This is a genomic window from Streptomyces sp. OR43 (assembly GCF_008042275.1).
Taxonomy (GTDB): domain Bacteria; phylum Actinomycetota; class Actinomycetes; order Streptomycetales; family Streptomycetaceae; genus Streptomyces.
This window is the reverse complement of sequence record NZ_RDBK01000032.1, coordinates 1-23,704: the sequence shown is the minus strand read 5'-3', so window position 1 is coordinate 23,704 and position 23,704 is coordinate 1. Positions and strand designations below refer to the sequence as shown.

General features: G+C 70.9%; 14 protein-coding genes and 1 pseudogene. 11 read left to right on the top strand and 4 right to left on the bottom strand.

What is annotated here, in order from left to right; genetic code table 11:
* The first annotated feature begins 10 nt into the window (after positions 1–10).
* The 8 genes from hppD (at position 11) to EAO72_RS16095 (ending at position 9,890) form a co-directional block, all read left to right on the top strand.
* Positions 11–1,036, top strand: a complete 1,026-nt coding sequence (hppD, locus tag EAO72_RS16130) for a 4-hydroxyphenylpyruvate dioxygenase (protein ID WP_148018033.1) — start codon at positions 11–13, stop codon at positions 1,034–1,036.
* Positions 1,033–3,459 carry an aminotransferase class I/II-fold pyridoxal phosphate-dependent enzyme gene (locus EAO72_RS16125; RefSeq protein ID WP_261991501.1) on the top strand — a complete coding sequence of 809 codons (2,427 nt, stop codon included), beginning with the start codon at positions 1,033–1,035 and terminating at the stop codon, positions 3,457–3,459. Before hppD ends, EAO72_RS16125 begins: the two co-directional genes overlap by 4 nt.
* Before the next feature lie 123 nt (positions 3,460–3,582).
* Positions 3,583–4,731, top strand: coding sequence for a 3,5-dihydroxyphenylacetyl-CoA synthase DpgA (dpgA, locus tag EAO72_RS16120; protein WP_148018032.1), 1,149 nt, complete (start codon positions 3,583–3,585; stop codon positions 4,729–4,731).
* Between the two features lie 11 nt (positions 4,732–4,742).
* Complete coding sequence (dpgB, locus tag EAO72_RS16115; protein ID WP_148018031.1) at positions 4,743–5,459, top strand: enoyl-CoA-hydratase DpgB; 717 nt, start codon at positions 4,743–4,745, stop codon at positions 5,457–5,459.
* Between the two features lie 47 nt (positions 5,460–5,506).
* Positions 5,507–6,793 (top strand): (3,5-dihydroxyphenyl)acetyl-CoA 1,2-dioxygenase DpgC, encoded by a 1,287-nt coding sequence (dpgC, locus tag EAO72_RS16110; RefSeq protein WP_148018056.1) that lies wholly within the window; start codon positions 5,507–5,509, stop codon positions 6,791–6,793.
* Between the two features lie 599 nt (positions 6,794–7,392).
* Complete coding sequence (locus tag EAO72_RS16105) at positions 7,393–8,367, top strand: ParB/RepB/Spo0J family partition protein (protein ID WP_148018030.1); 975 nt, start codon at positions 7,393–7,395, stop codon at positions 8,365–8,367.
* Positions 8,368–9,381: 1,014 nt separating this feature from the next.
* Positions 9,382–9,675 carry a hypothetical protein gene (locus EAO72_RS42495; RefSeq protein ID WP_222724093.1) on the top strand — a complete coding sequence of 98 codons (294 nt, stop codon included), beginning with the start codon at positions 9,382–9,384 and terminating at the stop codon, positions 9,673–9,675.
* Positions 9,675–9,890, top strand: coding sequence for a hypothetical protein (locus tag EAO72_RS16095; RefSeq protein ID WP_187285068.1), 216 nt, complete (start codon positions 9,675–9,677; stop codon positions 9,888–9,890). The genes EAO72_RS42495 and EAO72_RS16095 overlap by 1 nt, the downstream gene beginning before the upstream one ends.
* A 344-nt stretch (positions 9,891–10,234) precedes the next feature.
* Here the strand turns inward: EAO72_RS16095 and EAO72_RS16090 are convergent, their stop codons facing one another.
* The 3 genes from EAO72_RS16090 to EAO72_RS16080 form a co-directional block, all read right to left on the bottom strand.
* Positions 10,235–10,504 (bottom strand): DUF1905 domain-containing protein, encoded by a 270-nt coding sequence (locus EAO72_RS16090; protein ID WP_261991507.1) that lies wholly within the window; start codon positions 10,502–10,504, stop codon positions 10,235–10,237.
* A 16-nt stretch (positions 10,505–10,520) separates the two neighbouring features.
* A complete protein-coding gene (locus tag EAO72_RS16085) occupies positions 10,521–10,886 on the bottom strand; it encodes a VOC family protein (RefSeq protein ID WP_148018028.1) in 366 nt (121 codons plus the stop codon).
* Between the two features lie 172 nt (positions 10,887–11,058).
* Positions 11,059–13,044: a heavy metal translocating P-type ATPase gene (locus tag EAO72_RS16080; RefSeq protein WP_148018027.1), complete on the bottom strand. Its 1,986-nt coding sequence runs from the start codon at positions 13,042–13,044 to the stop codon at positions 11,059–11,061.
* Between the two features lie 93 nt (positions 13,045–13,137).
* Between EAO72_RS16080 and EAO72_RS16075 the strand changes: the two genes are divergently transcribed.
* On the top strand, positions 13,138–13,503 hold the full coding sequence (locus EAO72_RS16075; RefSeq protein ID WP_148018026.1) for an ArsR/SmtB family transcription factor: 366 nt from the start codon (positions 13,138–13,140) through the stop codon (positions 13,501–13,503).
* 368 nt (positions 13,504–13,871) lie between these two features.
* Positions 13,872–15,197, top strand: coding sequence for a PP2C family protein-serine/threonine phosphatase (locus tag EAO72_RS16070; RefSeq protein WP_148018025.1), 1,326 nt, complete (start codon positions 13,872–13,874; stop codon positions 15,195–15,197).
* 54 nt (positions 15,198–15,251) lie between these two features.
* Here EAO72_RS16070 and EAO72_RS16065 read toward each other — a convergent pair.
* A pseudogene (locus EAO72_RS16065) lies at positions 15,252–15,647 on the bottom strand (recombinase RecA); the annotation flags it as partial.
* A 21-nt stretch (positions 15,648–15,668) separates the two neighbouring features.
* On the opposite strand from EAO72_RS16065, the gene EAO72_RS16060 reads away from it, so the two are divergent.
* Positions 15,669–23,704 (top strand): non-ribosomal peptide synthetase (locus EAO72_RS16060; RefSeq protein ID WP_148018024.1); only part of this gene is annotated, 8,036 nt, incomplete at its 3' end.

Genomic DNA, 23,704 nt, shown 5'->3' with positions numbered 1-23,704 from the left:
GGAGACAGACATGACAGTGCAGGACCTGTTGTACGTCGAGCTCTACACCCGGCACGCGCCGACGGCCGTCGACTACTTCGTCTCGGGCATGGGCTTCACCCGCATCGCCGATTCCGTGGAGACCGACCGGAGTTCCATTCTGCTGCGTCAGGGGGAGACCCGGCTGATCGTGACGTCGGGCCCGGGCACCACCCGCTTCCTCGACCGGCACGGCGACGGCATCGCGGACATCGCGTTCAGCTGCGACGACGTGGCGGCGACGCACGACGCGGCGGTGGCCGCCGGCGCCCGGTCCCTGGGCCTGGCGCACGGCCACCCGGTCGTCTCCGGTTTCGGCGACGTCGCGCACACGCTGCTGCCGCACGCCACGGCGGCGACCGCCGAGCTGCCGCCGGGCCGCAACTGGGTGCCGACCACGCCGGTGCCGGACCCCGCGCAGGAGGGTCCGGTCCGGCTGCTCGACCACATCGCGGTGTGCCTGGAGGGGCACCGCCTCACCGAGTACGCGGACTTCTACGAGGCCGCGTTCGGGATGTCCCGCTACTCCTCCGAGTACGTGGCTGTCGGCGACCAGGCGATGGACTCGATCGTCGTCCGCAGCGACTCCGGGCGGGTCACCTTCACCCTGGTCGCCCCGGACCCGTCGAAGGAGCGGGGGCAGCTCGACGCCTTCCTCGACCGCAACGGCGGACCCGGCGTCCAGCACCTCGCCTTCCTGGTGGACGAGATCATCCCCGCGGTGCGGCGGATGAGCGAGGCCGGCACCGAGTTCCTCGCCACGCCCGACTCGTACTACGACGTGCTCGCCGAGCGGATCAGCGGCATGCGCGAGGAGGTCGCGGAGCTGCGAGCCGTCCAGGTGCTCGCCGACCGCGACGAGTGGGGCTACCTGCTGCAGCTGTTCAGCCGCTCGCCGTACGAGCGCAACACCCTGTTCTTCGAGCTCATCCAGCGTCAGGGCTCGCGCGGCTTCGGCAGCGCGAACATACGGGCCCTGTACGAGGCGGTCGAGCGAGACCGGCTGGCCGCGGGGTGAGCGGCGCGGCGGCGGACGGCGGCGCGCCGGGCCCCTACACCCTCGCGGACTGGTCGGACCTGGCCCGCGCGGGCATGGAGCCGAGCGTCTGGGACTTCTGCGCGGGCGGCGCGGGGGAGGAGCGGACCCTCGCGGCCAACGTGGAGGCGTACGACCGCGTGCGCTTCCGCCCGCGGGTGCTCACGGGCGTGGGGCGACCGGACACCACGACCCGGATCCTGGGCCGGACCTGGGCGGCGCCCGTCGGCGTCGCCCCCCTGGCGTACCACACCCTGGCGGACCCGGCGGGCGAGGTCGCCACGGCCTCGGCCGCCGGCCGGGCCGGCCTGCCCCTCGTGGTGAGCACCTTCGCGGGGCGGACCTTCGAGGACATCGGGCGGGCCGCCACGGCGCCGCTCTGGCTGCAGGTCTACTGCTTCCGGGACCGCGACACGACCCGGTCCCTCGTCGAGCGTGCCGCGCGGGCCGGCTTCGAGGCGCTGGTCCTCACGGCGGACGCGCCCCGGCTCGGCCGCCGGCTGCGCGACCTGCGCAACGGCTTCCGGCTGCCGGACGGCATCGTGCCCGCCAACCTCACCGGCGCCGGTTTCGACTCGCCCGCGGACCACGCGCTGGCCGAGTTCGACGACGCCCTGGACTGGCGGGCGGTCGCCTGGCTGCGGGAGACCAGCTCGCTGCCGGTCCTGGTCAAGGGCGTCCTGACGCCCGCCGACGCACGGCAGGCGGTCGCGGCCGGGGCCGCCGGCATCGTCGTGTCCAACCACGGCGGCCGCCAGCTGGACGCCGTCCCCGCGACGCTCGACGTCCTGCCGGAGATCGCGGACGCGGTCCGGGGCGCCTGCCCCGTGCTCGTCGACGGCGGTGTGCGGCGCGGCTCGGACGTGCTGGCCGCGCTCGCGCTCGGCGCCGACGCCGTGCTCCTGGGACGTCCGGTACTGCACGGCCTCGCGGCCGGCGGCGAGGCGGGCGTCGAGCGGGTGCTCGGTACGGTCGTCGACGAGCTGGTGGAGACGATGACGTTCACGGGCACGCCGTCCGTCGACCGGGCGGGCCCGCCACTCGTCGGCGGGCCGGAGGAGCCCGGCAACCGGCTTCCCGTACCGCCGCGGGAGCGGTCCGCCGCCCGCGGGCTCCGCAAGGAGGAGCTGCACGGCAGCGTCTCCGCCCCGGTCCTGGACACGATGAACTTCCTCAACGAGGTCACCCACCGCTACCCGGACGCGGTGTCGTTCGCGCCGGGGCGCCCGTACGACGGCTTCTTCGACACCGAGGACGTCTTCCGGTACCTGCGCGGCTACCTGGACCACCTGGCGGCGGAGGGCGCGAGCCCCGAGCAGGTCCGTTCCGCGATCTTCCAGTACGGGCCGACCGCCGGGCAGATCCGGGAGCTCGTCGCGGACTCGCTGCGCAAGGACGAGGGGATCGACGTCCCGCCGGCGTCGGTGGTCGTGACCGTGGGCTGCCAGGAGGCGATGTTCCTCGCGGTGCGGGCCCTCATCTCCGGCCCCGACGACGTGCTGCTCGTCTCCAGCCCCTGCTACGTGGGCATCACCGGCGCCGCACGGCTCCTCGACGTCGAGGTGGGCACCGTCGAGGAGGGCGAGAAGGGCTTCGACTGCGCCGTCCTGGAAACCGCGATCCTCGCCGAGCGGGCCCGGGGCCGGCGCCCGCGCGCGTTCTACGTGATCCCCGACCACTCCAACCCCTCCGGCACGTCGATGACGCTGCCCGCCCGCCTGGAACTGCTCGACCTGGCGGAGCGGCACGACATCCTGATCCTGGAGGACAGCCCGTACCGGATGGTCAGCCCCGGCGAGCAGCTGCCGACGCTCAAGTCCCTGGACCGCGGGCACCGGGTCGTGCACCTGGGCTCGTACTCCAAGACGCTCTTCCCCGGCACCCGGGTGGGCTTCGTGGTCGCGGACCAGACGGTCGTCGACGACGCGGGCCACACCGGACTGCTCGCGGACGAACTCGCCCGCATCAAGAGCATGCTGACCGTCAACACCTCTCCGGTGAGCCAGGCGGTCACCGCCGGCATGCTGCTCTCCGTCGACGGGCGTACCTCGGAGTTGAACACCCGCACCGCCGCGTACTACGGCGACGCCATGCGGGCCACCCTCCGGGAGCTCGACCGGCGCTTCCCCGAGGACGAGCGCGGCGCGCTCGGCATCGACTGGAACGAGCCCGCCGGCGGCTTCTTCCTCGCCGTGAACGTCCCGTTCCGCGCGGACAACGCCGCGCTGGAGCGCTGCGCGGAGGAGTTCGGCGTCATCTGGACGCCGATGTCGTACTTCTATCCGCACGGCGGCGGCGAGACGAGCCTGCGGCTGTCCGTCAGCTACCTCAGCCACGAGGAGATCGTGGACGGCGTCGACCGGCTGGCCCGCTTCGTCCGGGCGCAGGCGCACCGAACCGACTGATCTGTCTGCTTCACGGCCCTGCTTCACAAGCCTGATTCCCGATCAACGCACGGAAGGACGAGCGGTGCTGGCAGCAAAGATTCTCATCCGCAGCAGAACCCGTATGTGGGGGTGGACGTTCCGATGACCGCATTGACCATCGCGCCCGACGCCGACGTCACGGAGGCCCGCGCCTCCCGGACCAAGACCACCACCAAGGCCCGGATCGTCGGTGTCGGCACGGCGAACAGCGAACACTCCTACACCCAGCAGGAGTTGCTCGACCACTTTGCCATCGAGGACCCCAAGGTCCGTTCCGTCTTCCTCAACAGCGCCATAGACCGGCGCCACCTCGCCCTCCCCGAACTGGACGCCGAAGGCGCCCTGATCGAGGAGAGCCAGGGTGAACTGCTCGCCAAGCACAAGCGGATGGCGCTCGAGATGGGCGCCCGTGCCGTACGCGCCTGCCTGGAGGACTCGGGCCTCGAGCTGGCGGACATCGACTACCTGTGCTGCGTGACCACCACCGGATTCCTCACCCCGGGACTGAGCGCCCTGCTCATCCGCGAGATGGGCATCTCGCCGCGCACCAGCCGGGTCGACGTGGTGGGCATGGGCTGCAACGCCGGCCTCAACGCGCTGAACGCCGTGAACGGCTGGTCCGTCGCCAACCCCGGCAAGGTCGCCGTCATGCTCTGCGTGGAGGCGTGCTCCGCCGCGTACGTCATCGACTCGACCCTGCGCACCGCCGTGGTGAACAGCCTCTTCGGGGACGGCGCTGCCGCGGTCGCCCTGATCACCGACACCGAGGACACCGCCCACGGCACCCCCGACGCGGAGACCGAGTCCGGCAGCCCGCGCGTCCTCTCCTTCGCCAGCCACCTCATCACCGACGCGATCGACGCCATGCGCTTCGACTGGGACGACTCCCAGGGCAAGTTCAGCTTCTTCCTGGACCCCCAGGTCCCGTACGTGGTGGGCGCGAACGCGGAGCAGATCATCGGCCGCCTGCTGGACGGCGCGGGACTGCGCCGCAGCGACATCAGCCACTGGCTGGTCCACTCGGGCGGCAAGAAGGTCATCGACGCGGTCCGGGTCAACCTGGGCCTGACCCGGCACGACGTGCGCCACACGGTCGATGTCCTGCGCGACTACGGCAACCTGTCGAGCGGCTCGTTCCTGTTCTCCTACGAACGGCTGCTCCAGGAACGAGTGACCCGATCCGGGGACTACGGCGTCCTCATGGTCATGGGACCCGGTTCGACCATCGAGGCTGCGCTGGTGCAGTGGTGACGGAGAAGAAGATGACAGACGCGACGCGGGACCCCGCCCTCCCAGCCGACCTCGCCGACGCGGGGGACCACGTCCTGCTGCGCGTCGACGGCCGGCAGACGATCTCCGCGGAGATCGTCGCGGCCGTCGCCGCTGCCTGCGACCAGGCGGAGGACCAGGACGGACGCGCCACGGTGGTCGTGCAGGTGTCCGGCTCGCCCGAGGGACCCCGGGCCCGCGACCTGACCGTGTCACTGGTCAACAAATGGGAGCAGGTGCTGCGCCGTCTGGAGCGGCTGCCCGCGGCCACCATCGCCGTCGCCACGGGCGACTGCGGGGGACTGGCCCTGGACGCCTTCCTCGCCGCGGACTACCGCATCGCGACCCGCTCGGCCCGCCTGACGGTGCCGGTGGAGGACGGGGTGACCTGGCCGGGCATGGCGCTCTTCCGGCTCGCGAAGCACGGCTCGAACGCGGCCGTGATCCGCCGGGCCGTGCTCTTCGGCACGCCCGTCGAGGCGGCCGACGGGCTGGCCCTGAACCTCGTGGACGAGGTCGTCGACGACCCGGCTAAGGCCGTGGCCGTCGCCGTGGAGCGGTCGGGCGCCGTCGCCGGGACCGAACTGGCCATCCGGCGCCAGCTGCTCCTCGACGCTCCCACGACGAGCTTCGAGGAAGCCCTCGGCGTCCACCTCGCGGCGTGCGACCGCACGCTGCGCCGCGCCGCGGCGGCGGGAGGCCGGTCGTGAACCGCACCGAACCCGTGCCGGACGGCGCACTGGACGAACTCCGGGCCGTGTGCGGCGAACTCGCGCAGGCGCGTGTGGCCCTCGCGAAGGCCGCCGCCCGCGCCGACGAGGTCATCGCGGCTCTGCCCGAACCGGCACGCCGCTCACCCGACCAGCGCGAGGCGGCCGCCGCGGCCCGGGCCGGGGCGCGGGAGCTGCGCGCCGCGTTCCTGGGCGAGCACGCCGACGCCGTGTACGACGAGCTGACCGCCGGCCGCACGCGCTACCTGCGGGTCGCCGAGCTGGCCGACGGCGCCGCGACGGCCTTCCCCGGTCTCGTGCCGACCCCCGAGCGACTGGCGACGGAACGCTCGCGTCCGCAGGCGGAGAAGGAAGGGGACGAGATCGACCAGGGCCTCTTCTTCCGGGCGGTCCTGCGCTCGCCGGCCGCGGGGGCGCATCTGCTCGACGCGATGCTGCGGCCCACACCGAGAGCGCTCGGGCTGCTGCCGGAGTTCCTGCGCACCGGCAAGGCGGACCTGGGATCGGTGCGCCTGGAGCGGACGGAGGGGGCCGCGCGTCTGACGATGTGTCGTGACGACTGTCTGAACGCCGAGGACGACCAGCAGATCGACGACATGGAGACGGCGGTCGATCTCGCGCTGCTCGACCCGGCGGTGGAGGTCTGTCTGCTGCGGGGCGGGGAGATGACGCATCCCCGGTACCGGGGCCGGCGGGTCTTCAGCGCGGGCGTGAACCTCAAGACGCTGCACGGTGGCGGGATCTCGCTCGTCGACTTCCTGCTGCGTCGGGAGCTCGGGTACATTCACAAGATTCTTCGCGGCGTGCTGACCGGGGACGCCCCGGGAGGGCTGCCGGCCACGGTGGAGAAGCCGTGGGTGGCGGCGGTGGACACCTTCGCGATCGGTGGTGGTGCTCAGATCCTGCTGGTGTTCGACTGTGTGCTCGCCGCCTCGGACGCGTACTTCAGCGTTCCGGCCGCCAAGGAGGGAATCATCCCGGGGGCGTCCAACTTCCGTCTGGGCAGGGCCGTCGGTCCGCGTCTGTCCCGGCAGCTCATTCTCGGCGGCCGTCGGCTGCGGGCGAGCGAGCCGGAGGCCCGGCTGGTGTTCGACGAGGTGCACGAGAGCGAGGAGCTGGACGAGGCCGTCGAGGCGGCGCTGGGACGGATGCGGGGTTCCGCGGTCCTCGCCAACCGCCGGATGCTGAACCTCGCGGAGGAATCCCGGACCGGGTTCCAGTCCTATATGGCAGAGTTCGCGCTCCAGCAATCGTTTCGGCTGTACAGCCCCGATGTGATCGACAAGGTGGGGCGATTCGCTGCTTCCGCTTGATGGCCCGAGTGGTGCTCGCATGACGCGAAGCAGCAGTTGAACACTCTTGCCATCCGGCCGGTATCGTGCCGGCGCTCGGGTTTCGCTCGGGCGCCGGCCGAACGTCGTCCGAGCGTCGTCTGAACGCCGCCTCGAAGTCCGCCCTGAACGCCGCACGAACGTCGGTGCGTACCGGCCGGWCGGCATCAACTTCTGTGACTGATGTGACGCGTGTTCAGCTGGGGAAAGTTGAATCGTCCGGTAGACACGGCGGGGTCGTCAAAGTGACGATGGTAACGAACGGCACGGCAGACAGGAGTGTTACGGGGGGCCGAGATCGTGGTGCTCTGCTGCCCTCCCGCAGGTTCCAGGACGCATGATGGCGCCAGCGCGTTGGGACCGTCGGGGGTGGGGTCGGGAACGGCAAGTCAGGTGCTCGGCGAACAGTATTCGGATCGCCATTCGAGTCGACTCGAATGGCGCACTCCGAATCGGAACCGGATTAGGTGAATGCCTTGATTCAGTCAGTTCGCATGCTCAAATCCTATTCGGACAAAGTTGCCGACGAGGGCGACAGGGGGCCGTGGAATCCCTCTGATCGGCACGGGAATGTCTCCCTGATGTCGATCGAGTTACTTCTTCCGGGAGAGTCTCCGCGTTCGGAGGGTCTGGACGAGGAACACATAGCGAGACTCGCGGAGATCGACACACAGACTCCCGCGATTCTTGTGGACCGCCGCACCATGCGGGTGATCGACGGCATGCACCGCCTCATGGCCGCGAAGCTGCGGGGCCATGAGCTGATCGAGGTCGAGCTGTTCGACGGAACGCCGGAAGAAGCGTTCCTGCGTGCGGTCGAGGTGAACGTCTCCCACGGCCTCCCGCTGACCCTGGCCGACCGACGGGCCGCCGCCGGCCGCATCATCGCCTCCCACCCGCAGATGTCGGACCGGGCGATCGCCCGGGCGGCCGGCCTCGGCGCCAAGGCGGTCGCGGCGATCCGGCGCCGCGCGGCCGACGCGCTGCCCCAGCTCAGTGCCCGCATCGGCAGGGACGGCAAGACGCGTCCGCTCAGCAGCGTCGACGGGCGCCTGAGAGCCGCCGAACTGATCGCCGAACGCCCGGAGGCGTCACTGCGCGAGGTGGCGCGCCTCGCCGGTATCTCGCCCGCGACCGTCAGCGACGTCCGCAAGCGGCTCGAGTCGGGCCTGGCCCCGGTGGTCGAGCCGGCCCGCGCCCCCGAGGCTCCCGCCGACGCCCCCGCGGACCCGCCCGCGGCCGCCGACGGCGCCGACCGGCGCGTCGAGCCCAAGCGGAACCAGCTCCCGGCGGACCCCGCCGCAGCCCTGCTGGAGAAGCTGCTGCGGGACCCCTCGCTCCGGCACAAGGAGGGCGGCCGGCAGCTGCTGCGGCTGCTGCAGCAGCAGAACGCGGTGGCGACGCGCGCCGGCGAGGAGCTCATGGAGGCCGTGCCGAGCCACTGCGGCAGCCTCGTACTGGACCTGGCCCGGTACTACGCGGGAACCTGGACGGACTTCGCGAAGCAGCTCGACAAGCGGGTGCGCCAGGAGAACGAGCGCGGATCCGGTGAGTGACATGCTGACGGCCGAAGCGTGACCGGGTCGGCGGCATTTGAGGCCGCGCGCCAGGAAATCGCGCACATGTTCGAAAATACAGCCTTCTTTCGGAAACACATGGAGGACAACGGTCTCCGCCCCGGCGATATCAAGGACGCGGACGACTTCCTGCGTATTCCGCCCACCTCGAAGCGGGACTACCGGCGCCACTTCCCTGCGGGGGTGCTCGCCAAGGGGTACACCCTCAACTCGCCCCACGTGATGCGCTTCCAGAGCTCGGGGACGTCCGGAGACCGCCTCAACAGCGCCATCCATCCTCTCGTACGACCTGGCGCGGCGGCAGGCGACGGCCCTCGCGGTCAACCGCCGGTTCGACGACCTCTGGCGCCCCGGCAGCCGGCCCAGGACGTGCGGGTTCGCCCCGCCGAACTGCTCGGACGTGGAGTGCGCGACGGGCCTGTCGACCCTGGAGGACCGGACGCCGCCGGACGGCACCGTGGTGCTGTCCGGCGCCCACGACCTGATGGCGACGCCGGAGTGGCAGAGCGTCAAGGCGCTGGACGAACCGGAGATCTGCGAGCCGGACCTGCTGCTGGTGGACTCCACGCACTTCGCCTCCCTGGTCAGGTGGGCGCGGCGGCTCGGGCGGCGGATCGCCTCTCCGCGCACGCTGCACATGGTGAGCGGCTACACCCTCATGACGCGGGTGGCGCGGCGGGAGATCGACGCGTTCATGGGCGCGGACATGCCCGTCGGCGACATGATCGGCATGTCCGAGCTGGGGTACCTGGGGTTCGAGTGCCACCAGGGCCGCCGGCACATCAACGACCAGGACTTCTACCCGGAGTTCGTCCGGGACGGCCGGCCCGTCGAGCCGGGCACCATGGGCGAGCTGTACGTCTCCACGCTGGACGACACGCTCGTGCCGCGCATCCGGTACGCCACCGGGGACTACTTCACCCCGCTGGGGGACGCGTGCGACTGCGGCAGTGACCTGCCGGTGGTGCGGATCGAGGGCAGGGCCACGAGGCGGTGCGCCCGCGGGGCGGCCGCCTCGTCTCGCCGGGCGCCGTGGACGCGGCGGTCGGCGACGCGCCCTGGATGGACCTCTACAAGCTGGAACAGGACACGACGGGTGCCTGCACCTTCCGCTATCGCGCCAACCCCGCCGAACAGGCCGGGGACGCGTCGGGGATGGAAGCCCGCCTGCCCGATGCCCTGGAGCCGAACCCGGTCCGGGTCGATGCCGTCGACTACCTCGCGTGCGAACGCAGCGGCAAGTTCCAGGCGTGCGTGTCCCACCTCTCCGCGGAAGGCGCATGGTGATGAAGGAACCCAGTCGGGACGACTTCCCGGCGCTGGGCCGGGAGATCGACGGACGCGCGCTCTCGTACCTGGTCAACGGGGCCACGACGCTGAAGCCACGCTCGGTCATCCGGGCCGTCTGCGGCTACTACGAGTCCAACGGCGCGAACATCCACCGGGGAAGCACCGGCTCTCCGAGGAGGCGTCCGACGCGTACGAGTCCTCCCGCACGGTGATCGCCCGGCACATCGGCGCGGACCTCCGCACCGCCCTCGTCGACGGCGCCCTTTCCGGAGTGTCCAGCCTGTTCCGTCCGGTCAAGCCGTGAGCCCTCGTGGTGGGTTGCCTTGACGGAGTTGCGTGGGCACGAACCTCGCGCATCACCACCGTGAGGTGCGGCTGCCGGTCCTCGGGCAGTGCCGCGTCCGCCGCCACCGCAGGAGTGGTTTCCCGCCGAGTCGGGCGGCGGTTCTTCGCAGCGGACAGAGTCCGCGGCCGCGCTCGCTGAACGGGTTCGGCAGCATGCGGCACAGCCGGTCGCGCCGCCTCCGGTACCGAGGTGGCTACGCGCTTGCGGGCGTCAGGCGTCCACGCGCTCATCCAGCCGGATGGTCACGGTGTCCCCTTCCTCTTTGCCGATCGCCCTGCGCAGGTCCGCCTTCACCGGCAGCTTGTGCGTACCGTCTCCCAAGGCCATGAACGAACTCTGGAACGGATGACCGTCAATCGTGCCCCGGACCTTCACCAGGCCGCGGGTGCCGAAGAACGCGGCCGACTCGGGCCACACCACGTAGGTCCAGCCGCCCTTGTTCGGGCTCTTCCGCAAGGTTGCGGTGAACTGTTGGTCCAGCACGGGTACCACCTCTTCAGGAGCTTCCGATGACAAACAGGCTGTTGCCGTCCGGGTCACGCACACCGAACATGGGCGGCACTGCGGACCCCATCCGCAGGACCTCCGCATCGGCGTCGACGCCGTGTGCGCGCAGGGCCGCGTGGTCGGCGTCGGCGTCCCGGGTCGACAGACGGATTCCGGTCGGGATCCCTTCGGGAACGAGCGCGATCGTCGTCGCTGCCCCAGGCGGTGCCACCTCGATCCAGCGCCCGTCGCCGAAGGGCACGTCCCGGCGTACTTCGAAGCCGAGCGCACCGACGTAGAAGTCGATCGCCTTCTGCTGATCGGTGACGCGGACCCCGATCGTGGCGACCTGTGTGATGTGGGCTGTCCTGCTCATTGCCTGCCTCCGATTCCGCGGCGTACACCAGGTAGGACGGGAGCGGACCGGGAAACTCATCGCTGCCCGCGGAGTTCCACCGGCAGTGCCGGCCGTCGGACGCCGTCGACCGAGGCCGGGATCGGCCTCGGGTTCGGGCCGGGCGTGCCGGTCGGTGCGAACGGCGTCGTTCTCACAGGGTGGCGCGGCCTGCCCTCCTCCGCCCAGCGGGGGAGCGTGTCCAGGCGGACTCACGCAGCAGTCGCAGTCCGTTGAGGCCGACGACGACCGTGGAGCCCTCGTGGCCCAGGACGCCCAAGGGAAGCGGCAGGTGCCCGGCGAGGTCCCAGACGACCAGGACGGAGATGAAGAGTCCGGCGATCGCGAGGTTCTGCACCACCAGTCCGCGGGCCCGCCGGGAGAGCCGGATGACCTGGGGCACGGTGGCGAGTTCGTCGCGCACGATGACGGCGTCCGCGGTTTCCAGGGCGAGGTCGGAGCCCGCCCGGCCCATGGCGATGCCGGTGTGTGCGGCGGCGAGGGCGGGGGCGTCGTTCACGCCGTCGCCGATCACCAGCACCTTCCGCCCGGCCGCCTCCTTTTCCCGTACGGCTGCGGCCTTGTCCTGCGGCAACAGTCCGGCCCGTACGTCGGTGATCCCGACCTCGGCCGCCAGGCGGGCGGCGGCACGCGGGTTGTCGCCGGTCATCAGCAGCGGGGCGCTGCCGGTGAGCGCGGTGAGGGCGCAGACGGTTGCGGAGGCATCGGGGCGGAGCCGGTCGGCGATGCCGAGGACACCCATGGGCCGGTCGTCGATCAGGACCACTGCCGTGGTGTGGCCGCCCTCTTCGAGTGCGGAGACCGCCGCGCGTACGTCTGCGTGGGCGGGGAGGCGACCGGGGGCGCTGACGGAGACCGCGGTTCCTTCGACGGTCGCGGCTACCCCGACGCCGGGGGCGGAGGTGAAGTTCTCGGCGGCGGGGATGCGGAGGCCTCGCTTCTGGGCGGCATCCACGACGGCGCGGGCCAGCGGGTGTTCGCTCGGGTGTTCCGCCGCCGCTGCCAGGGTCAGGAGTGCGTCCTCGGACAGACCGCTGCCGGTGAGCGGGCGGACGGCGGTGACGCGGGGCGTGCCTTCGGTCAGGGTGCCGGTCTTGTCGAGTGCGACGGTGTCGACCTGGCCCAGGCGCTCCATCACCACGGCGGACTTGACCAGTACTCCGTGGCGTCCGGCGTTGGCGATGGCGGAGAGCAGCGGCGGCATCGTCGCCAGCACCACCGCGCACGGAGAAGCGACGATCATGAAAGTCATCGCTCGCAGAAGGGAATCGGTCAGGTCCGAGCCGAAGGCCAAGGGGATGCCGAACACGGCAAGGGTCGCGACCACGAGGCCGAGGGAGTAGCGCTGCTCGACCTTCTCGATGAAGAGCTGAGTCGGTGCCTTGGTCTCGGATGCTTCCTCGACCATCGCCACGATCCGCGCGATCACGGAGTCCGACGCGTCCCGCTCGACCTCGACGCGCAGGGCGCCGGTGCCGTTCAACGTGCCGGCGAAGACCGCGTCCCCGGGCTGCTTGGCCGTCGGCAGCGACTCGCCGGTGATGGTGGCCTGGTCGACGTCGCTGTGCCCGGCCAGCACGCGGCCGTCCGCTCCGATGCGTTCGCCGGGCCGGACCAGGACCGTGTCCCCGGTGACCAGGTGCGCGGTCGGCACTGTTTCCTCGTCGGTGCCGTCCCGCAGCCGGGTGGCCGTGGAGGGTGCGAGGTCGAGGAGGCCGCGTACCGAATCCTGGGTCCGGGCCGTGGCCAGGGCTTCCAGGGCGCCGGAGGTGGCGAAGATGACGATCAGCAGGGCTCCGTCCATCACCTGGCCGATCGAGACGGCTCCGATGGCGGCAACGATCATCAGCAGGTCGACGTCGAGGGTCTTGCCCCTGAGGGCCTGCAGGCCCGCCCAGGCAGGCTCCCAGCCGCCTGTCACGTACGACACGGCGTAAAGCGGACCCCAGATCCATGCCGGGACGGAAGCCAGCTGAAGCGGCAGCGCCACCAGAAAGGCGGCCGTGGCGACAGCGGCCCACCGTGCCTCGGCAAGTGCGAGTACGCGGGTGCGCCTGGGGGGACGGGCCGACTGCGGGGCGGGCACCGGTTCCTTGTGCTGCATCACGGCAGACGGCATGCGGGAGCAACCCTTCGGGGGCATGGATCGGGCGAGGTTCACGATACAGGAACACATGAACAGGTCTTCATTTGTCGTGACTACGATGGGCCCATGGGTCATGGAGCCGACGACAAGAGCACCGCCACCACACGCGAACGGCTTGACGTCGTGGGTGCCGCCGACGTCGCCGCGACCCTCCAGGCGTTGGCCACGCCTTCCCGGTTGTGGATCCTCGCGCGCCTCCAGGAAGGCCCCTGCTCGGTCGGGGAGCTCGCCGAAGCGGTGGGCATGGAACAGTCGGCCTGTTCGCATCAGCTGCGGCTGCTGCGCAATCTGGGACTGGTCGCGGGGGAGCGCAAGGGGCGCTCGATCGTCTATGCCCTCTACGACCACCACGTCGCCGAACTTCTCGACCAAGCACTCTTCCACGTCGAGCACCTGAGGCTCGGCCTGCGCGACGCACCGCTGGAGGCGTGAGTAAGAAAAGCGCCGGCGGAGCCGGTCGCACGCCGCCTCGGAAACCGGCCCACGGGGATGCCGAGCCATCGCTGCCGACGGGGAACAGGCCGAGAATGTAGACAGACGCACAGACGCACAGACGCACAGACGCACAGACGCACAGACGCACAGACGCAGGGCAGGCGCGAGCGGGCGGCCCTCCGGCTTGGGGAGTTCTCCGCGCTCACCTGCACAAGTGCTGGCTCCGCGCCACCCGCCCCGTGCCCCACCTCGTCGCCACAAGCCCCGCGCCGAGCAGGCCCGTCGACGGAATCAGCTCCCTGCTCCGGTGTCCGGACGCCGCCCGACCACGGCAGCCGCGTTCGCTGATGTGAGAGGAGCCAGGCATGGCGGAAACGGAAATCGTCGATACCGCGCTCGAACAAGCACTTGAGCGCCTCGCGCTACTGGCCGATGCGAGTAGCGCCCTGGCCGGCACACTCGACCTCGAGGAAGCGCTGAGGCGCCTGTGCGACGTGGTACTGCCACAGCTCGGGGACTGGTGCGCGATCGACCTGCTGAGCGACCATGAGGCGGCCCGGCGCGTCGTGGTGGCGCATCATGACGAGCGTGAGCTGCCGACCGGGCGGCTGGAGGGCACGCTCCCGCCGCCTCCCGAGGAGTCCGCCGACCCCCTGGCGCGGGTGCTGCGGGGAGTCGGCCCACTTCTTCTCAAGGGCGACGACCTTCGAGAAAACGACGAGCTTCTTGAACGCGACGACCTTCGAGAAGGCGACGGCGAGGCCTTCCACTCCGTACAGAGGGAACTCTTCGACAGGCTCGGCGCCCACAGCGCCATCATCGCCCCGCTGCGCACCCGCAGACACGTGGTCGGTGCTCTGACCGTCGCCCGGGGCACCTCGCGGCCGGCCCTGGCCGACGAGGATGTCGCCCTTCTCGAAGAGCTTGCCCACCGCACCGCCCTGGCCGTGGACAACAGCAACCTCTTCGCCTCCGTGCAGCATGTCGCCGAACGCTTCCAGCGTTCACTGCTGCCACCCCTGCCGGTCAGCCGTCCCTACCAGGTCACCGCGCGGTATGTGCCCGCCCCCACAGCCGCAGAGGTCGGCGGAGACTGGTACGACCACTTCCCGTTGCCCAGCCGTGCGAGCGCCCTGATCATCGGGGACGTGATCGGTCATGACGTACAGGCCGCCGTCACGATGAGCCAGTTGCGCAACATGCTCCGTGCTCTGGCCTGCGACCGGCGAGAACCACCCAGCGACATCATGCACCGCCTCGATGTCATCACCGAGGCCCTCTACCCGGCGTACATGGCCAGCTGCATCTACGCATGCCTCGAACCCGCCGGCCCACACCACTGGTGCCTGCGTTTCTCCAACGCCGGGCATCCGCCGCCCCTGCTCGTCGAACACGATGGCGACACCCACTACCTCGACGACTCCCACGGCCTTCTCCTGGGCGTGGACCCCACGCAGGAACGTCCCGACTGCCAAGCGCTCCTGCCACCCGCGGCAACCCTCCTCCTCTACACCGACGGCCTGATCGAACGCCCGGGCGAGAGCGTCGGACACCGGCTGCGCCGGCTCCGGGAAGAGGCCGCCGCACTGGCACGCGAGCCCCTCGACACCTTCTGCGACGAGGTCCTCGCCGACTTCGGCACCGGAAGCACCGACGACATCGCCCTCCTCGCCCTCCGTACGCCCCGCTGACCTGCCGGCCCGGTTGCGGCGGCAGGCTGGGCGGCGGGTGGGCGCCCACGCTTGTCAGGCGGCGTTCTTCTCCGGGGCACGGCCGGCGCCACGAACAGGGGCGGTGTCTGCGTCCTCGGCGACCGAGGCCGTCGCCGATACCCCGATCCCGAGCTTCTCGAGGATCTTCTTCTCGATCTCGTTGGCGAGGTCGGGGTTGTCCTTGAGGAAGTTGCGGGCGTTCTCCTTGCCCTGGCCGAGCTGGTCGCCCTCGTACGTGTACCAGGCGCCGGCCTTGCGGACGAAGCCGTGCTCCACGCCCATGTCGATCAGGCCGCCCTCGCGGCTGATGCCCTGGCCGTAGAGGATGTCGAACTCGGCCTGCTTGAACGGCGGCGCGACCTTGTTCTTGACGACCTTGACGCGGGTGCGGTTACCGACCGCGTCGGTACCGTCCTTCAGCGTCTCGATTTCGCTGGTGATGGTGGGCGGATGTATCGGACGGGTGACCGGGTTCGCTGGCTGGGGGATGGCCGGTTGGATTTCGTGGGCCGTGCGGACGGTCAGATCAAGGTGCGTGGGTATCGGATCGAGCCGGGCGAGATCGAGGCCGCGCTGCTCGGTCACGCGCAGATCGCTTCCGCTGTGGTGACGGCCCATGGTGTGGGGGCGGAACGTCGACTCGTGGCCTATCTGGTTCCGGCAGATGCGGAGATCGGGATTCCCGCGGTCGGGGAATTGCGCGGATTCCTCGGTGACCGGCTGCCGGAATACATGGTCCCGTCCGTTTTTGTCGAGCTGAGCGAACTCCCGCTCACCGCGAACGGCAAGCTCAACCACGCCGCACTGCCGGCCCCCGACAGCGTGCTCCAGGACCAGACGGGCTTCGCCGCGCCGCGGACCGAGGTGGAGCAGATCCTGGCCGAGGTGTGGGCGCAGGTTCTGGGCATCGACGAGATAGGCGCGGAGGACAACTTCTTCGAGCTCGGCGGCCACTCGCTCCTCGCTACCCAGGTGATCTCCCGCGTCCGTGAGGTGTTCGGCGTCGAGGTGCTGCTGTCGGCGCTCTTCGACGAGCCGACCGTGCGGCAGTTCGCCGCCGTGATCGAGGGCGCCGGCACCGCCGCCGTCGCCCCTCCGGTCGTGGCCGTCGGCCGTGACCAGGCCCTGCCGCTCTCCTTCGGCCAGCAGCGCCTGTGGTTCCTCGACCAGCTGGAACCGGGATCGTCCGAGTACAACCTGGCGACGTCCGTCCGCTGGGACGACGACGTCGACGTGGCGGCGCTGCGTGCGGCGCTGGGCGGCGTGGTCGCGCGGCACGAGGTGCTGCGGACGCGTCTGGTCGCGGACGCGGACGGTGTCGCGCACCAGGTCATCGACGAGCCCGCGCCGTTCGACCTCCGGATCGTGTCGGTGCCGGCGGGATCGGACCCGGACGCCGCCGTACGGGCCGTCGTGGCCGCGGAGGCACAGACCCCGTTCGACCTGGCGCGCGGGCCGCTGCTGCGCGCGACGCTCGTGAAGGTGTCGACGCAGGAGCACGTCCTGGCGCTGTCGATGCACCACGTGGTGTCGGACGAGTGGTCGGGCCGGATCCTGCGGCGCGAGCTGATGGCGCTGTACGACGCTTTCCGGAGCGGGGACCCGGACCCGCTGCCGCCGCTGACCGTGCAGTATGCGGACTTCGCGGTCTGGCAGCGGGAGTGGCTGACCGGCGACGTGCTCGACGCGCAGCTCTCGTACTGGCGCGACCGCCTCGGCGGCCTGCCGGCCCTCGAACTGCCCACCGACCGCCCGCGCCCCGCGATCCGCTCCACCGACGGCGGTTTCGCCGAGTTCCGTGTGCCGGCGCAGACGGCGCAGCGGCTGCGGGCCGTCTCCCGCGAGGCCGGCGCCACCATGTCGATGACCCTGCTCGCGGCCTTCAACGTGCTGCTGGGTCGCTACGCGGGCACCGACGACGTCGTCGTCGGAACGCCGATCGCGAACCGCAACCGGGCCGAGACCGAGAACCTCATCGGCTTCTTCGTCAACACCCTCGTCATGCGCACCGACCTGTCCGGCGACCCGACATTTGCCGAACTCCTCGGCCGCGTCCGGGAGACGGCGCTCGGTGCGTACGCGCACCAGGACGTGCCGTTCGAGGAGTTGGTCGACGAGCTCGTGACGGAGCGCGACCGTTCGCGGAGCCCGCTCTTCCAGGTCCTGTTCGACTACGACAACGGCCAGTCCGGCGACGTCGGCGAGCCCGAAGCCGCGCGAGAGCCCGAGAACTCTGCCGAGCCCCAGGGTCCGGCGCCGGACGCGCTGCCGGTGCGGTTCGACCTGGTGCTCACGCTGGGAGCGTCGGGGGACGAGCTTTCGGGCGAGTTCCAGTACAGCAGCGAGCTGTTCGACCCGACCACGATCGAGCGGATGGCAGGCCACCTCGTCACCCTCCTCGACGCCCTCGCCGAGGACGCGGGCCGGCCGATCGACGACCTGCCGGTGCTGACCGAGGCCGAGCGGTCCCGCCTGCTGCACGAGCGCAACGACACGGCCGAGCCGCTGCCCGCGGTGGGCGGCGTGCACGAACTGATCGCGGCCCGCGCCGCCGCACGCCCGGACGCCGTGGCAGTGGTGTGCGGCGACGACTCCCTGGAGTACGGGGACCTCGTGGCGCGCGCCAACCGCCTGGCCCACCACCTGCGCGATGCGGGTGCCGGTGCGGACACCGTGGTGGCCCTGTGCCTGCCGCGCGGCATCGACATGGTCGTGGCGGCGCTCGCGGCCTGGCAGGCGGGCGCCGCCTACCTGCCGCTCGACCCCGAATACCCCGCCGAGCGCCTGGAGTTCATGCTCGCGGACAGCGGCGCCAAGGTGCTCGTCTGCGCGGGCGCGACGGCTGCCGGCCTGGCGGCGGAGACCGTGATCAGGCTGGACGAGTCGGCGGTCGCGGACGCGCTGGCAGGGCTCCCGGCGAGCGCCCCCGACGTGACGACGGCCCCCGACCAGCTCGCGTACGTGATCTATACGTCGGGTTCGACGGGTCGTCCGAAGGGTGTGCAGGTCGCGCATCGGGGTGTGGTGAACCTTGCGTTGGCGCAGGCGCGTGCGTTCGGGGTCGGCGAGGGTGACGGGGTGCTGCAGTTCGCGCCGTTCGGTTTCGACGCGGCCGTGTCCGAGGTTGCGGTGACGCTGGCGGCGGGTGGTCGTCTGGTGGTGGCGACGGCGGTGGAGCGGGGCGAGCCGCGTGCGCTGGCCGCGCTCGTGCGGGAGAAGGACGTGCGGGTGGCGACGCTGCCGCCGTCGCTCCTGGCCGTTCTTGAGCCGGCTGATCTGGCGGGTCTGCGGACGTTGGTGACGGCGGGCGAGCGGTTGGAGGAGGCCGCGGCGGCCCGCTGGCGTGGCCGGTACCGCCTTCTCAACGCGTACGGTCCGACGGAGGCGACGGTCTGCGCGAGCATCGCCGTCCTCGCCCCGGAGGGGGAGGGCGTTCCGCCGATCGGTGCGCCGATGGCCAACACCCGGGCGTACGTCCTGGACAACCAGCTGCGCCCCGTGCCGGTCGGCGTGGCCGGTGAGCTGTACATCGCCGGCGCGGGTGTCGCCCGCGGCTACCTCGACCGGTCCGCGCTCAGCGCCGAGCACTTCCTCGCCGACCCCTTCGCCGGGGACGGCAGCCGCATGTACCGGTCGGGCGACCGCGTGCGCTCGCTGCCGGACGGGGAGTTGGAGTTCCTGGGCCGGGCGGACGACCAGGCCAAGGTGCGCGGCTTCCGGATCGAGCCCGGCGAGATCGTCTCGGCGCTGGCCACCCACCCTGCCGTACGCACCGCCGCGGTGACCCCCTTCGGGGCCGGGAACGAGCAGCGTCTCGTCGCGTACGTCGTCCCCGAGTCCCAGGCCGAAGGCATCCCCGCGGTCGGCGATCTGCGGGACCACCTGCAGCAGTCTCTGCCCGCCTTCATGATTCCTTCGGTGTTCGTGGAGTTGGCGGTGTTGCCGCTGACGCCGAACGGGAAGCTGGATCGTGGGGCTCTGCCTGATCCTGAGGGTGTGTGGGCGGGGGTGGCGGGGGAGTTCGTCGCGCCGCGTTCCGAGGTGGAGCGGGTCCTGGCGGGGGTGTGGGCTCAGGTTCTGGGTGTGGAGCGGGTCGGGGTCGAGGACAACTTYTTCGAGCTCGGTGGCGACTCGATYGTGAGTATCCGGGTGGTGGCTCGGGCGCGTGAGCTGGGTGTTCATGTGACGGTGGCGCAGCTCTTCGATCATCAGACGGTGGCGGGCCTGGCGTCGGTGGCGTCGTCCGAGAGTGGGGTTGTTGCGGAGCAGGGTGTGGTGGTGGGTGAGTTTCCGCTGACTCCGATCCAGCGGTGGTTCCTGGGGCGGGAGTTGCCGCGGGCGGGGCATTTCAATCAGTCGACGGTTCTGGAGGTCGACGGGTGGGTTGATGTCGAGTTGTTGCGGTCGGCGGTGGGTGCGCTGGTCGAGCAGCATGATGTGCTGCGTTCGCGGTTCGTGCGTCGTGACGGGGCGTGGGTCGGTCATGTGCTGGCTGCTGAGACGGGGGATCTGGTCACGGTCGTCGACGCGGCGGGCGTSGTGGGTGAGGACGAGGCGGAGTTCCTTGAGGCGCGGGCCACCGAGATCCAGGCCGGTCTCGACCTGARYGAGGGGCCKCTGGTGCGCTTTGCGCTGTTCGAGCGCGGTGMCCGCGGCCAGTTGCTTCTCGTKGTGGTCCATCACCTGGTGGTGGACGCGGTGTCCTGGCCGGTGTTGCTGGAGGAYCTGGCGTCGGCGTATGCGCAGGTGGAGCTGGGTGTCGGCRGYGTGGAGCTGGTGGCGAAGACGTCGTCGTTCGTGGCGTGGGCGGAGCGTCTGGAGGAGTTGTCGGCTTCGKCGGAGGTTGTGGSGGAGGCGGAGTTCTGGCGGGCTGCGGAGGCGGCGGTGGAGCCGTTGCCGCGCGTCATCGAGGGTGGTGCGAACCGGGTGTCGGGGGCGCGGCGGGTGTCGGTGTCCCTGGAGGCCGGGCTGACGGAGCGGTTGCTGCGTGAGGTGCCGGCGGCGTTTCGTACGCGGATCGATGACGTGCTGCTGAGCGTGCTGGGGGCGGTGTTCACCGAGTGGACCGGTACGCGGTCTGTTGTGGTGGATGTCGAAGGTCACGGCCGTGAGGACGTCGGGGCGGATATCGACGTGTCGCGCACGGTCGGCTGGTTCACGAGCGTGTACCCGGTGGAGCTCACCGCTCTGGTCGACGGTGACCTGGGTGCGCTTCTGCGCCGTACGAAGGAGTACCTGCGCGGTGTTCCGCGCAAGGGTCTGGGCTATGGTCTCCTGCGCCATCTCACCGACTGGACGCCGCAGGGGCAAGCCGAGGTCGGCTTCAACTACCTCGGCCAGTCCGGCCGCCGACCCGACACGGCCGGCGCTGCCGCCCAGGACAGCAGCCGTGTCCGCTTCAGGCCGTCCGGCGACCCGCTCGGTGCGGCACAGTCGGCCGAGGGCGAGCGTCCCCACCTCATCGCTGTCAACAGCCAAGTGGCCGACGGCCGCCTGGAGATGGTGTGGACGTACGGCGCCGAGGTGCACGACGAGGCGACGATCGCACGCCTCGCCGAGCGGTACGTCGAGGTGCTGGCTGACCTGATCGAGTACTGCTGCCGCCCGGAGACCGGCGGCCACACGCCGTCCGACTTCCCGCTCGCGGCGCCGATCGACCAGGCCGCGCTGGATCGCATCGCGGGCCGCTTCCCGACCGAGATCGAGGACATCTATCCGCTCACGGCTCTGCAGAAGGGCATGCTCTTCCACGGGCAGCTGTCCGAGGACTCCGGCATGTACTGGGTCCAGAACGGCCTGTTGCTGGAAGGCGAACTGGACCTCGACGCCCTCACGCTGGCGTGGGAGCTGGTGTTCTCCCGGCACGAGGTGCTGCGCACCGCCGTGGTGTGGGAGGGAGTGGCCGAACCCCTCGTCGTGGTGTCGCGGTCCGTGCCGCTGCCCCTGCGGTTGGTGGACTTCGCGCACCTCGACGAAGAGCGGCGGCAGGTGGCCTACGAGCAGTTCCTCACCGAGGACTGGGCGCGTGGTGCGGACTTCACGGCCTCCACGCTGGTTCGTCTGGCGTTGGTGCGTCTGGCCGAGGGTCGGCATCAGTTGGTGTGGAGCTATCACCACCTGCTGTTGGACGGGTGGAGTGTGCCCATCGTCCTGGGTGAGGTCCTGGAGGCGTATCACGCGTTCCGTGCGGGCCGGCGCCCGGAGTTGGGTGTGCGGGCGTCGTTCCGGGAGTTCGCGGCGTGGGTTGCGGGTCAGGACGAGGAGGCTGCGCGGGAGTACTGGGCCGGGCGGTTGGCCGGGTTCGGTGAGGTGACGTCGCTGGGCGTGGAGCGGGCGACGGGCGAGGAGGGTCTGGAGGAGCTGCATCTGCGGTTGCCGGCGACGGTGGCGGGTGAGGGTCTTGCCGGGTTCGCGCGGCGTCATCGGTTGACGTTGAACACGGTGGTGCAGGGCGCGTGGGCGCTGGTGCTGGCGTTGTATGCGGGTTCGGACGATGTCGTGTTCGGTGTGACGTCATCGGGTCGCGGCGGTCAGATCGACGGCATGGATGAGATGGTCGGCCTGCTGCTGAACACCACGCCGGTGCGGGTGCGGGTGGAGCGTGACCGGCCGGTCGCGGAGTGGCTGGCGGGGCTGCAGGACGAGCAGGTACGGGCCCGCCGCTTCGAGCACACACCACTGGTCACGATCACTGACTGCAGCGAACTCCCGGCGGGTCAAGCGCTGTTCAACACTCTCTTCGTCTTCGAGAACTACCCGGACCAGGCGCTGGTCGAAGGCCGGGAACTTTCCTCCGAGAGCGGTCTGGAGACCGACCTCAACCACGTCCGGCAGCAGGCGAGTTACCCGCTGAGCGTGACCGCGGGCGCCGGTCGCCGACTCAAGATCAAGATGTCGTACGAGAAGTCCCAGTACGACGCGGCGACGGTCGAGCGACTGGCGGGTCACCTGGCCACCGTGCTGCAGGCGGTTGCCGAGGAGGGCGACTGCCGGGTCGGTGAGCTGCCGGTGCTGTCGGCGGGTGAGCGCGACCTGGTGCTGGAGGGCTGGAACGCGGCGTCGGTGGAGCTGCCGGCGGTGCGTGGTGTGCAGGAGCTGATCGCGGAGCGGGCGGTGTCGGCTCCGGACGCGGTGGCTGTGGTGGCAGGCTCGGAGTCGGTGACGTACGGCGGATTGATGGCGCGGGCGAACCGTCTGGCGCATCACCTGCGTGGGATGGGTGTGGGTGCGGAGTCGGTGGTCGGTCTGTGTCTGCCGCGTGGCGTGGACATGGTGGCGGCCATGGTCGGCGTGTGGCAGGCGGGTGGTGCGTATCTGCCGCTGGACCCCGAATACCCGGTCGACCGGCTGGAGTTCATGCTCGCGGATGCGGGGGTGCAGGTCGTGGTGGGCGAGCGGGCCCTGGTGGCCGGTCTGCCGGTCGAGCAGGGTGTGTGGCTGGACGACCCCGCCGTACGGGGCACCCTCGCGGGCCTGTCTTCGGAACCGCCTGAGGTTGTTCGCGCCGCCGATCAGTTGGCGTACGTGATCTACACGTCGGGGTCGACCGGGCGGCCCAAGGGCGTGCAGGTCGCGCACGGCAGCGTGGTCGGCATGGTGTCGGCGCTGGCTCCGGTCCTCGAAGCGGGCCCGGGCGTGCGGATGCTGCAGTTCGCGTCGTTCAGCTTCGACGCGGCCGTCCTCGACGTGGCGGTGACCCTCGCTTCCGGAGGCGTCCTCGTCGTGGCGACGTCCGAGGAGCGGGCGGAGTCCGGCCTGCTGACCTCAATGCTGCGGGCCGAGGCCGTGGTCGCGGCGAGTGTGGTCCCGTCGCTGTTGGGCGTCCTTGACCCGGAGGAAGTGTCCGGTGTGGAGACCCTGCTGCTGGGTGCGGAGCGCCTGACGGAGCCGGTGGCCCGTGCTTGGTCGGCCGGTCGTCGGCTGGTGAACACGTACGGTCCGACCGAGTCGACCGTCATGGTGACGACGGGTGTCGTGGACCGGGGCCGTCTCACCGGTGCGCCCGCGATCGGTGCGCCTGTCGCCAACGCGCGTCTGTACGTCCTGGACGACCGGCTGAACCCGGTCCCCGTGGGTGTGGCCGGTGAGGTGTACATCGCCGGTCCGCAGGTCGCGCGTGGCTACCGTGGTCGCCCTGGCCTGACGGCGGAGCGGTTCGTGGCCGACCCGATCGCCGCCGACGGCACCCGCATGTACCGCTCGGGTGACCGTGCCCGCTGGCTGGCGGACGGGCAGCTCGACTTCGTCGGCCGGGCCGACGGCCAGGTGAAGGTGCGCGGTTTCCGTATCGAGCCGGGCGAGATCGAGGCGGTCCTGACCGGCCACCCCCGGATCCGTACCTCCGTCGTCGCCGCTTTCGGCGATGTCGAGGACCGCCGCCTCGTCGCGTACCTGGTCCCCGCCGATCAGACGGCCGGCACCCCGACCGTCGCCGACCTCCGCGCGTACGCCGGCAGCCGACTGCCCGCCTACATGATCCCCTCCGG

Coding starts and splice junctions, on each gene's coding strand:
- EAO72_RS16080 (WP_148018027.1), bottom strand. CDS start 13,044: ATGCCGTCTGCCGTGATGCAGCACAAGGAACCGGTGCCCGCCCCGCAG.
- EAO72_RS16085 (WP_148018028.1), bottom strand. CDS start 10,886: ATGAGCAGGACAGCCCACATCACACAGGTCGCCACGATCGGGGTCCGC.
- dpgB (WP_148018031.1), top strand. CDS start 4,743: ATGACAGACGCGACGCGGGACCCCGCCCTCCCAGCCGACCTCGCCGAC.
- hppD (WP_148018033.1), top strand. CDS start 11: ATGACAGTGCAGGACCTGTTGTACGTCGAGCTCTACACCCGGCACGCG.
- EAO72_RS16105 (WP_148018030.1), top strand. CDS start 7,393: ATGTCGATCGAGTTACTTCTTCCGGGAGAGTCTCCGCGTTCGGAGGGT.
- EAO72_RS16075 (WP_148018026.1), top strand. CDS start 13,138: ATGGGTCATGGAGCCGACGACAAGAGCACCGCCACCACACGCGAACGG.
- EAO72_RS16070 (WP_148018025.1), top strand. CDS start 13,872: ATGGCGGAAACGGAAATCGTCGATACCGCGCTCGAACAAGCACTTGAG.
- EAO72_RS16095 (WP_187285068.1), top strand. CDS start 9,675: ATGAAGGAACCCAGTCGGGACGACTTCCCGGCGCTGGGCCGGGAGATC.
- dpgA (WP_148018032.1), top strand. CDS start 3,583: ATGACCGCATTGACCATCGCGCCCGACGCCGACGTCACGGAGGCCCGC.